7 protein-coding genes, 2 tRNA genes and 1 pseudogene are annotated in these 11,163 nt (G+C 73.1%); 6 read left to right on the top strand and 4 right to left on the bottom strand.

Annotated elements, in window-relative coordinates; translation table 11 throughout:
* Nucleotides 1-167: 167 nt before the first annotated feature.
* The 4 genes from GSY69_RS07695 to GSY69_RS07680 all read left to right on the top strand — a co-directional run bounded on the left by GSY69_RS07695 (nt 168) and on the right by GSY69_RS07680 (nt 4,760).
* The gene (locus tag GSY69_RS07695; RefSeq protein WP_160953302.1) at nt 168-1,847 is read left to right on the top strand and encodes an MFS transporter; all 1,680 of its coding nucleotides are present in this window, start codon (nt 168-170) and stop codon (nt 1,845-1,847) included.
* A 105-nt stretch (nt 1,848-1,952) separates the two neighbouring features.
* Complete coding sequence (gene recQ / locus GSY69_RS07690) at nt 1,953-3,779, top strand: DNA helicase RecQ (RefSeq protein ID WP_160953285.1); 1,827 nt, start codon at nt 1,953-1,955, stop codon at nt 3,777-3,779.
* On the top strand, nt 3,776-4,111 hold the full coding sequence (locus tag GSY69_RS07685) for a TfoX/Sxy family protein (protein WP_160953284.1): 336 nt from the start codon (nt 3,776-3,778) through the stop codon (nt 4,109-4,111). The genes recQ and GSY69_RS07685 overlap by 4 nt, the downstream gene beginning before the upstream one ends.
* 70 nt (nt 4,112-4,181) lie before the next feature.
* On the top strand, nt 4,182-4,760 hold the full coding sequence (locus tag GSY69_RS07680; protein ID WP_160953283.1) for a hypothetical protein: 579 nt from the start codon (nt 4,182-4,184) through the stop codon (nt 4,758-4,760).
* Nucleotides 4,761-4,846: 86 nt separating this feature from the next.
* Here the strand turns inward: GSY69_RS07680 and GSY69_RS07675 are convergent.
* Nucleotides 4,847-4,922: transfer RNA gene (locus GSY69_RS07675), tRNA-Arg, on the bottom strand.
* 346 nt (nt 4,923-5,268) lie between these two features.
* Here GSY69_RS07675 and GSY69_RS07670 point away from each other — a divergent pair.
* Entirely contained in the window at nt 5,269-7,101 is a 1,833-nt protein-coding gene (locus GSY69_RS07670; protein WP_160953282.1) for a phosphoenolpyruvate carboxykinase (GTP), read from the top strand.
* A gap of 205 nt (nt 7,102-7,306) precedes the next feature.
* Here GSY69_RS07670 and GSY69_RS14615 read toward each other — a convergent pair whose 3' ends face one another.
* The 3 genes from GSY69_RS14615 to GSY69_RS07655 form a co-directional block, all read right to left on the bottom strand.
* Nucleotides 7,307-9,085, bottom strand: coding sequence for a bifunctional alpha/beta hydrolase/GNAT family N-acetyltransferase (locus GSY69_RS14615; protein WP_160953281.1), 1,779 nt, complete (start codon nt 9,083-9,085; stop codon nt 7,307-7,309).
* 224 nt (nt 9,086-9,309) lie between these two features.
* A complete protein-coding gene (locus tag GSY69_RS07660; protein ID WP_160953280.1) occupies nt 9,310-10,194 on the bottom strand; it encodes an SMP-30/gluconolactonase/LRE family protein in 885 nt (294 codons plus the stop codon).
* A gap of 192 nt (nt 10,195-10,386) precedes the next feature.
* Nucleotides 10,387-10,475 (bottom strand) — tRNA-Ser (locus GSY69_RS07655).
* Nucleotides 10,476-10,749: 274 nt separating this feature from the next.
* Between GSY69_RS07655 and GSY69_RS07650 the strand changes: the two are divergent.
* Nucleotides 10,750-11,163, top strand: a pseudogene (locus GSY69_RS07650) (hypothetical protein); the annotation flags it as partial.

Raw genomic sequence — 11,163 nt, 5'->3', positions numbered from 1 at the left:
GCACCGCTGGCCGCCCATTCGCTAAGCTTCTGCCGCAGTGCCCGGCCGCCGTGGTCCCCAGCGGGTCCGGCGGCCGGGCCGGACCCGGCCCGCGCCTCGGCGTCTCCGCAGGGAGCCGCCGCGGCACCGGCCCGAAACCACAACCGAATGATGCAGGTGATGTGAAGATGAACGATTCGGCTTCGCCCTCCGAACCCGGCGCGCCCACGGGCGCCCCGGGACAGCCCGGAGGCTCGGACGGCTCGCACCCGGCGCAGAACTCGGCCTCGGAGAAGCCGCGCAAGGCGGGCGCCAAGGGCTTCGCCCTGCCGCGGCGCCGCCTCGAGTTCGACGATGTCACCGTCGTCGAGGACTCGATGCTCAAGCGCGCCATCGGCGGCACGGTCGTCGGCAACCTCATGGAGTGGTACGACGTCGGCGTCTACGGTTACCTGGCCGTCGTCATCGGCAAGATGTTCCTCCCCGACGCCAGCCCCACCGCGCAGAACCTGTTCTCCCTGGGCGTCTTCGCGACGACGTTCATCGCCCGCCCGCTGGGCGGCATCGTGCTCGGCCAGCTGGGCGACCGGCTGGGCCGGCAGAAGATCCTCGCGTTCACGCTCCTCATGATGGCCACGGCCACGTTCCTCATCGGCGTGCTGCCCGATGCCACTGTGATCGGCTGGGTGGCGCCCATTGCGCTCATCGTCCTCAAGCTCGTCCAGGGCTTCTCCACGGGCGGCGAGTACGCCGGCGCCACCACGTTCATCACCGAGTACGCCCCGGACAAGCGGCGCGGCTTCTTCGCCTCCCTGCTGGACATGGGCTCGTACTTCGGGTTCGCGATCGGCGCGGCGTTCGTCTCCGTCCTCCAGCTCACGCTCTCCGAGGACTTCATCGAGGGCTTCGGCTGGCGCATCCCGTTCCTCGTCGCCCTGCCGCTGGGCGCGATCGCCCTGTGGTTCCGCCTGAAGATCGAGGACTCCCCCACCTTCCAGGCCGCCCAGGACGAGCAGCACGAGGCCGAGGACGCCGCGGCCCACGACGCCGAGGCCCCCAAGGGGCTGGGCAGCCTGCTGCGCACCTACTGGCGCGAGCTGCTCGTCGCGTTCATCCTCGTGGCCGCCGCGAACACCCTGGGCTACGCGCTCACCAGCTACATGCCCACCTACCTCACATCGACGCTGGGCTACGACGCGGTGCACGGCAACCTGCTCACGCTGCCCGTGCTCGTCGTCATGTCCGCCTGCATCCCGCTCGTGGGCATGCTCTCGGACCGGATCGGGCGCAAGAAGGTCCTCTTCATCGCCTCGATCTCCGGCATGGTGCTGTCCATCCCCGCGTTCCTGCTCATGATGCACGGGGCCGTGTGGTCCACGCTCATGGGCCTGGCGCTGCTGGCGGTGCCGGTGGCGTTCTTCGTGGCGAACCTCGCCTCGTCGCTGCCCGCGCTCTTCCCCACGGCCTCGCGCTATGGCGGCATGGGCATCTCCTACAACCTGGCCGTCGCCCTGTTCGCCGGCACCGCCCCGTTCTACATGGAGGCGCTCGTCGCCATCACGGGCTCCCCACTGGCCCCCGGCGTCTGGGTGGTGCTCACCTCCGCCGCCGGCCTCATCGCCACGGTCTTCCTGCGCGAGTCGGCCGGGCGCCCGCTGCCCGGGGCGATGCCCTCCGTCATGACCGATGAGGAGGCCCACGAGCTCGTCGCCGGCCAGGACGAGAACCCGGACCTCGACTCGTCCGACCTCTTCGGCGACGAGGCGAAGGTGGAGGGCCCCCTGCACCCGGACGACCACGCCGATGAGCAGCGCCGACGCCGCGAGGAGGGCGGCGCCGCCGGCGACAAGCCCATGGCGCCCGCCTGAGCGACGGCCGGCACTACCGCCGCTGACACGGCCCGGGCCTCGGGAGCGGTTCGCAACCGCTGCCGAGGCGCGGGCCGTGTCCGTCCCGCCCGCTAGGGTGGGCACGTGACCACGACCGCCGCCTCCGTCCTCGACACCGTCTTCGGCTACGACTCGTTCCGCGGTGAGCAGGCCCAGATCATCGACCAGGTGGTCTCCGGTGGCGACGCGGTGGTGCTCATGCCCACCGGCGGCGGCAAGTCGCTGTGCTATCAGATCCCGGCCCTCGTGCGGCCGGGTACGGGCATCGTCGTCTCCCCGCTCATCGCGCTCATGCAGGACCAGGTCGATGCGCTGGCCAACCTCGGGGTGCGCGCGGCGTTCCTCAACTCCACGCTCGCGCCGGAGGACGCCCAGGCCGTCGAGCGCGCGCTGCTCGACGGCGAGCTCGACCTGCTCTACCTGGCCCCGGAGCGCCTCACCCAGCAGCGCACCCTCGACCTGCTGGCGCGCGCGGACCTGGCCCTGTTCGCCATCGACGAGGCCCACTGCGTCTCCCAGTGGGGCCACGACTTCCGCCCGGACTACATGCGGCTCTCGGTGCTCCACGAGCGCTTCCCCGCCGTCCCGCGGATCGCGCTCACGGCCACCGCCACCCCGGAGACCCACCGCGAGATCACCCAGCGGCTGGCCCTGGACGGGGCGCGCCACTTCGTCTCGAGCTTCGACCGGCCGAACATCCAGTACCGGATCGTGGAGAAGAACCAGGCGCGCGCCCAGCTCATCTCGTTCATCCGCGCGGAGCACCCGCACGATGCCGGCATCGTCTACTGCCTCTCGCGCAAGTCCGTCGAGCAGACGGCCGAGGCGCTGCGCGCCCAGGGATTCGACGCGCTGGCCTACCACGCGGGGCTCACGGAGGCCGAGCGCGAGGAGCGCCAGTCCCGCTTCCTCCGCGAGGACGGGGTCGTCATGGTCGCGACGATCGCGTTCGGCATGGGCATCGACAAGCCGGACGTGCGCTTCGTCGCCCACGTGGACCTGCCCAAGTCGGTCGAGGGCTACTACCAGGAGACGGGCAGGGCCGGGCGCGACGGCCAGCCCTCCACCGCGTGGATGGCCTACGGGCTGGGCGACGTCGTCCAGCTGCGCCGCATGATCGACCAGTCAGACGGGGCCGAGGCGTACAAGCGCTCGCAGCGCGCGCACCTCGACGCCATGCTGGCGCTGTGCGAGACGCTCGACTGCCGGCGGGTGCAGATCCTCGCCTACTTCGGACAGGAATCGGGTCCGTGCGGCAACTGCGACAACTGCCTCGAGCCGCCCACGGGCTGGGACGCCACGGTGGAGGTCCAGAAGCTGCTCTCGACGATCATCCGGCTCGAGCGCGAGCGCGACCAGCGCTTCGGCGCGGGCCAGGTGATCTCCGTGCTGCGCGGCCAGGACAACGAGCGCTCGCGTCAGTCCGACCACGCCTCGCTGAGCGTGTGGGGCATCGGCGCCGAGCTCTCCGAGGCCGAGTGGCGCGGCGTGCTGCGCCAGGTGATGGCGCGCGGCCTCGTGGCCCCCGTCGGGGAGTACGGCGTGCTCGCCGTCCCGGAGGCGGCCGGCCCGGTGCTGCGCGGCGAGGAGCGGGTCACGCTGCGCCGCACCTCGGCGCGGGCGGGCCGGGCCGCCCGGACGAAGGCGGGTGCGAAGTCCGCGGCGGCGGACCTGAGCGCGGAGCAGGCGCAGGTGTTCGAGGCGCTGCGCGCGTGGCGCGCCGGCCAGGCCAAGGAACAGGGCGTGCCCGCCTACGTCGTCTTCGGGGATGCGACGCTGGCCGCGCTCGCCCAGCAGCGGCCCACCAGCCTGGGCGGCCTGCGCCAGATCAGCGGCGTGGGCGAGAAGAAGCTCGAGCAGTACGGCCAGGCCCTCCTCGAGGTGCTGACCGCGGCACAGCAGGAGGCGTGAGCGTGGACGCCGCGGACCGGCAGCTCGCCGAGGACCTCGTCGAGGCGCTCCAGCCGGCCGCCGCGCGCTGGCGGGCCATGTTCGGCGGCGCGTGCTTCTACCTCGACGACAAGCCCACCGGGCTCATCAACGACGGCGCCGTGTTCGTCAAGGACACCCCCGCCGCAGCCGAGGCGCTGCACGGCTGGGCGCGCCTGGCACCGGCGTACCCGGGGGCGAAGGACTCCTGGCGGCTGCCCGCGGCGGCCATCGCCCACGAGCCCGAGCGGGTGCGCGCCGCGGTGCTCGCGGCCGCCGCGCAGCTGCCCGCGCCCAGGCCCCGCCCGCGCTGAGGCGGTCCGGGGGCTCTCACGGGCGGCCGCGCACCCACCGAGCCTGCACAACCGCCGCTACCATGAGGCCATGAAGCCCTCGCTGCGCGCGCTCGCCGCCGCCCCGGCCGCGGCCTCGCTGCTGCTGCTTGCCGGGTGCGGCCCGCTGCCGATCGACCGCTTCGTGCCGTGGCTCTCCTCCGATGAGTCCGCACGGGGCTCCGATGAGTCTGCCCAGGGCTCCGGGGATGCGAGCGGTTCGGCAGGCAACGGCGATGACGAGGTGGTCGAGGCCACCGCGACGGCCCCCGGCGCAGGGCAGCCCCCCGGCGGGGCAGACTCCGGCGCCGCGGATCCAAGCGGCGCGACGATCACCTGCCCCAGCGGCTACAGCGCCCACAGGTGGGGGCGCACTGCCGAGTTCGAGGTGCTCATCTGCGCGGACTCCACCGGCGGGGGCGAGTACCGCTACATCGCCGGCAGCTCGGCGAAGGGCTACACGCACCTGAGCGCCAGCGAGGACGGCGCCGGGACATTCACGGCCTCGAACGGCGCCACGTCCTACCGGGCGGACGCGCAGTCGCTCACGATCATGAAGGACGGGAAGATCCTCAAGCAGCAGGCGTGGATCGACGGCACGTTCGGCAGCGCGGGAGCTGGCGGCGAGTAGCGCCGCGGCGGGCCGGGACGGCGGCGCAGCCGTAGCGCAGCCGACAGCGCGAAGGCCCCCCACCGCTGCGGTGAGGGGCCTTCCGATGGTGCGCCATGAGGGATTCGAACCCCCAACCTTCTGATCCGTAGTCAGATGCTCTATCCGTTGAGCTAATGGCGCCCGTCTTTGCGACTCGCACAACTATACACGCCGGGCATTGCGGCCTCAAATCCCGCGGCACCCTCCCCCGGACTCCCTCCGAGCCCGCTGCGCACCCGTCCCATCCGCGCCACCCGGCCCCCGGGGCGACCTCACTCCCACTGAGGCACGGGGTTTGGGAATTCACGTCATAAGATCGACAATATACGTCATATGTTTGGCGTGTATGCGCCATAACGGCGCATCCTGTGATCCAATGCACAGGCCACGGGGCCACCGCACGGGGTGAGCGCTCGGATGCGCGTCCGTACGGTGTACGTATCGCATCACCCACACTGCACCACCCCACACAGTAGGAGTTGAACACATGACAGTCCTCGACAACGGCTCAGTCGAAGACCTCCTCGCCTCGGCCCCCACAGCCGGCGAGCACGCCCTCAGCTTCGTCAAGCGCATCGCGGCGCTGACGAAGCCGGACGCGATCGAGTGGATCACCGGCGAGCCCGGTCAGCGCCAGGAGATCACCGATCGCCTCGTCGCCGCCGGCACCCTCACGAAGCTCACCCACCCCAAGGACTCCTACTACGCGGCCTCCGATCCGGACGACGTCGCCCGCGTCGAGGACCGCACCTTCATCTGCTCCCAGGACGAGGCCGACGCCGGCCCCCTGAACAACTGGATGGCCCCGGAGGAGATGAAGGGCATCCTCGACGGGCTGTTCGAGGGCTCCATGGCCGGGCGCACGATGTACGTGATCCCCTTCGTCATGGGCCACATCGACGCGAAGACCCCCATGTTCGGCATCGAGGTCACGGACTCCCCCTACGTCGTCCTCTCCATGCTCATCATGGCCCGCTGCGGCACCCAGGTGCTGCGCGCGATCGAGGACAACGGCGGCGACTTCGTCGAGTGCGTGCACTCCGTGGGCGCCCCACTGGCCCCGGGCCAGGAGGATGTCGCGTGGCCGTGCAATCCGACGAAGTACATCACCCACTTCCCGGAGGACCGCGCCATCTGGTCCTTCGGCTCCGGCTACGGCGGCAACGCGCTGCTGGGCAAGAAGTGCTACGCGCTGCGCATCGCCTCGGCGATCGCCCACGACGAGGGCTGGATGGCCGAGCACATGCTCATCCTCAAGCTCACGAGCCCCGAGGGCGTCGTCAAGTACATCGCGGCCGCGTTCCCCAGCGCCTGCGGCAAGACCAACCTCGCGATGATCGAGCCCACCGTGCCCGGCTGGAAGGCCGAGACCCTGGGCGATGACATCGCCTGGATGCGCTTCGGCGAGGACGGCCGCCTCTACGCGGTCAACCCCGAATTCGGCCTGTTCGGCGTGGCGCCGGGCACCGGCTACTCGTCCAACCCCACCGCCATGGCGGCCATCGAGGCCGGCGGCAACCTCTTCACCAACGTCGCCCTCACGGACGACGGCGGCGTGTGGTGGGAGGGCATGACGGACGAGAAGCCCGCCCACCTGACCGACTGGCGCGGCAACGACTGGACGCCGGAGTCGGAGACGAAGGCCGCGCACCCGAACTCGCGCTTCTGCACCCCCATCTCCAACGTGCCGACGCTGGCGCCCGAATGGCAGAACCCGGACGGCGTGCCGATCGACGCGATCCTCTTCGGCGGCCGGCGCAACACGACGATGCCGCTCGTCACGGAGACCACGGACTGGACCCACGGCGTGTTCATGGGCTCCGCGCTGTCCTCGGAGACGACGGCGGCGGCCGCGGGCAAGGTGGGCGTGGTGCGCCGCGACCCCATGGCCATGCGCCCGTTCATCGGCTACAACGTGGGCGACTACTTCCAGCACTGGCTCGACATCGGCAACACGGAGGGCGCCCAGCTCCCGCGCATCTTCTACGTCAACTGGTTCCGCCGCGACGAGGACAACTCGTTCCTGTGGCCCGGGTTCTCGGAGAACTCGCGCGTGCTCAAGTGGATCGCGCAGCGCCTCGAGGGCACTGCGGACGCCGTGGAGACCGCAATCGGCAACGCGCCCGCCGAGGGCGCACTCGACCTCGACGGCCTCGACATCGACCCCGCGGTCGTCGACAAGGCCCTCGACGTCGACCCCGGTGAGTGGAAGACGGAGCTCGAGGCCATCGAGCAGTGGTACGACATGCTCGGCGACCACGTCCCCGCCGCCCTCCGCGAGGAGGTCGGCCAGCTGCGCGAGCGCCTCGGCCTCGCCTGAGCCGCCCGCGCCCGCGGGCGCGGGCGCGCCGGGCACCGTCCCGGCCCCGCCCGCGCACCGGCAGCACCCCGCCCGAGGCGCGCCTCGGGCCCCCGCGCCGAAAAGGGCGCACATCCTGAGCCGGGATGTGCGCCCTTTTCTCTGCCCTGCATCGGGCCTCTGCCGCGCGCCGGGCCCCCGTCCCGGCACCGACGCTGGAGGCGGCTCACGACTGCGCGGGCCGGGACAGGCGCACCTCCGCGAGTCCCACGAGGTCCGGATCGGCCTGCTGCGCGCCATCGGGCGCGAAGCCCGCCTTCGCGTAGAACCGGCGGGCGCGCGGATTGTCCCGCGCCACCCAGAGGGTGCAGGCGCGGTTCCCGATTGCGGCGTCGAGCAGGGCCCGGCCCACGCCGGTGCCGTAGCCCTCCGAGCGGATGTAGAGGCTGGTGAGCTCGAGGTCGGCCGGCGCATCCGCGTCGCGCGGCGGGCCGATGCTGGCGAAGCCGCAGATCTCGCCCCCGGACTCCGCGACCCACGTGCGCTCGCGCATGTCCGCCCGGGCGAGCGCGCGACTCCACCCGTCGGTGCGCCGGGCGAGCTCGGCCGCGTCGTAGAAGCGCTCCGGCAGCAGCTCGCCATAGGCCTCGCGCCACCCGGCCACGTGCACGCGCGCGATGCCGGAGCCGTCGCCCTCCCGCGCCGGTCGCACGGTCACCAGCCGCCCACCCCGCGCTTCGTTCGGCGCGCCGGTGCGCCCTCCCTCCGCGTCTTCCGGGCGATCGGCGGCCTCCAGCCCCTTCGCATCGTGCAGCCCCTTCGCATCGTGCAGGCTCGCCGTGCCGGCCGGGCGCTCCCCGCCTGCGAGGACCCCAGCGTCATCAGGGCGCTCCGCGCCGTCGACGCGTTCCGTGTCCTCGACGCGCTCGGCGCCGGCCAGGCACGCCGCGGCGAAGCGGGCGCCGTCTGCCAGCACCTCGTTGGCCGATTCCGCGGACCGGCCGAAGTGCAGGAACGAATGCAGCATCCCGGCGGCGCGCCGATAGTCGACCCGCACGCCGGCGCGCGCGAAGAGGGCGGCGAGCGCCTCGGAGTCATCGCGCAGCGGATCGAGCTCCGCCGCGACGATGAACGCCGGCGGGAAGCCTGCGAGGTCCGCGGCGAGCGGGTGGAGCACCGCATCGTCGGCCTGGGCGGGTTCGGCGAACAGGAGCTCGTTCATGGCCGCGAGGTCTGCCGCGCCCATGCCGTCCCACGGGCCGCCGAACAGGCGCCTGCTGGCCGAATCGGCCAGCCCGAAGGCGCCGTAGTACAGGAGGAGGCCCCGCACGGCGGCCAGCGCCGCCGGGGCCGCGCCGGCTTCCTCCAGCCGGTCGGGCTCATCGCGGAGCACGAGGACCGCGCTCGCGGCGAGCATGGCGCCGGCGGAGTCGCCGGCGAGCACGAGGCGCGAGCCGTCGACGCCCAGGCGCGCCGCGAGCCCGCTGCCCGGGCACGCGAGGGCGGCCACGACCTCGGCGACCTCGTGGAGCGCCTGGGGATACCGCGCCTCCGGGGCCAGGGCGTAGTCGACGGCGATGACCGCGGCGCCGCTGTGCGCGGCGAGCATGCGCTGGATGCGGTCGTGGGTGTCGAGGTCGCCCACGGTGAAGCCGCCGCCGTGCAGGAAGACGATGGCCGGCGGGCGCGGGACCCCGGCGACGGGGCGGTGGACGCGCAGGGCGACGTCGCGCCCAGCGGCTCGCACCGTGTGCTCCGTGGTCTGCGCCATGGCGGGGCCGCCCTCGTTCCAGAAGCGGCGCTCGTCCGCGTACTCCGCGCGCGCGGCGGCGAGGGGCGGCAGATCGCCCGCGGCCAGCGGCGTGCGCGCGCACTGGTGTGCGAGCACCGGCCAGAGCTGCGGGTGAAGGGCTCGGCGGATGTCCGGAGGGATCTGCGCCTCGAGGCGGCGGGCGACGGCCGGGTCTACGGACTCCGGAACCGCCGACGGCGTGGATGTGTCCATGTCCCTACCTCACCGCTGCCCCTACCCTCACCACTGCCCCTGCCCTCACCACTGCCCCTACCCCAACGCTGCCGCAGCTCACCACTGGCACTGCTCACCACTGGTGCGCCTCACCACTGCCACTCCTCTCACCACTGCCGCCGAGCGCCCGGCCCGCTCCGTCCGCATAGGCCACGAGAGCGGGACCATGCGGTTGACGGGTGCGGGCCACCGGGCCCCGCCGGCTATCCCGCGAAGCTGCGCACGGGCCGTCCGGCGACCCCCACCTCGGCGGCGAAGAGGGCGCCCGCCAGCGGGTCCGCCTCCGTGTCGATGTCCTCCTGGGACGTGGTGATGAAGAGCGTGCGCAGGCCCTCGCCGCCGAACGCGCACGCCGTCGTCTTCTGCGCCGGCACCTCGACGATCCCGTCGAGGGTGCCGTCGGGCAGGTAGCGGCGGATCTCCCCGCGGTCGGCGAGCGCGGTCCACACGGCGCCCTCGGCATCCACGGCCATGCCGTCGGGGCTGCCGGGCACATCGGCGAGGACCCGGCGAGGGCCCAGGCGGCGCGGCGGCTCGTAGTCGAACACGGCGATCTGCCCGGTGGCGGTGTCGTTGTAGTAGAGCAGCGAACCGTCCGGACTCCATTCGAGGCCGTTGGACACGGTCACGGCGTCCAGCACGAGCGCCACGCCGCCGTCGGGGTCGAGCCGGTAGAGCCGGGCGGCGCCCGGCGCCTGGTCGTACGCCATCGACCCGCACCAGAAGGTGCCGTCCGGCGCGCAGCCGCCCTCGTTCATCCGCACCTCCGGGCTGGCCCACAGGGGCGGCAGGGCGGTGACCTCACCGTCGGGCGCCTCGAGGGCGAAGCCGCGCTCCACGCCGATGACCGCGCCCCCGGCCGTGCGGGGGCGCACCGCGGCGGCCACCTCGCCCACGTGCGTGCGGCTGACGCCGCTCTCGCGCAGCGACAGCACGTCGCCGGCGAGCATGTCGACCCACCTGAGGCCGGCCCACGTGGGAGCCGGGGTGCCGGCGCCCGCCGCCCGGGCGGGGTCGGACCACGTCTCGCACCAGACGGGGCCCTCGCCGTGGTAGGCGATCGGATCGGTGATCTGCTCGGCCTTCATGCTCCCAGGCAAGCACGCCGCGGCGGGCCGCACAAGGCCGGCGGGGCGTGGCGCAGCCGGCAGCGGGGCGGGCGACCGGGCTGGCCGGGGCGGGCGCGGTGGGCCGGGGCGGGGCGAGTGAGAGCGTCGGAGGTGCACGTGCGCGGGCACGGAAAAGCCCCCGTGTCCGGACACGGGGGCTACTTCACAACGCGGAGCCGGTGGGATTTGAACCCACGGTCCCCAGTTCAAGGGACTCCACCTTAGCAGGGTGGTGCTTTCGGCCGCTCAGCCACGACTCCAATCGCCAGTGCGGCAACCTCGCCAAGCCTACAGACTCCGCGGCCCGCGAGCAAAGGCGGGCGGCGGGGTGCGCACCGCCCCCGAGGCCGTCCGGCGCAGGGCGCCGGGGCGCGGGGGTCCTGCGTTCCACTCACTCCGAAATCCACGGCGCGATACACTCCAATCACATGTTCGCTCGCTACAGTCGGGCGCGACTAGCTATGCCCTGCGCCCCCGCACGCCCGCACAGCCCCTTCCCACGGCGCAGTTTCCCGACCGACGAGGAGCCCGGAAGTGCCAGACCACGAGAGCGATGAGCAGCCGTTCGGCTCTTCCTCCGGGCGCCGCGGCGACCAGCCGCTGCGCGCATCCTCCCGTCCCGCCTTCCGCGGTGAGCAGGCGGCCTCCGATCATTCCGCCCCCGAGGCGGGCGAGACCGCCCCACGTCAGGGCGCGGCGCAGCGTCCCGTGGGTGCCGAGTCCCACGTCAACCGCCGCGAGGAGAACCCCGCGCAGCCGCTCACGCGCCGCGAGCGCCGGCGCCGCGAGGCCCAGGAGGCCGAGCGCCGTGCCGCGGAGAAGGCGCGCGTCAAGGCCGAGCGCGAGGCCCGCCCCGCGCCGAGAGCCGACGCTGCTGCCGCTGGCGCTGGCGCTTCCGGCGTCGCACGCGCTGGCGCAGCCGGTGCGGGCTCCGCCCCGTCCGGTTCC

Origin of the sequence: Brevibacterium rongguiense (genome assembly GCF_009857845.1) — a bacterium.
In the GTDB taxonomy this organism is placed as follows: Bacteria; Actinomycetota; Actinomycetes; order Actinomycetales; family Brevibacteriaceae; genus Brevibacterium; species Brevibacterium rongguiense.
The sequence above is the reverse complement of the archived record's forward strand: the minus strand, read 5'-3'. Positions and strand labels throughout refer to the sequence as shown.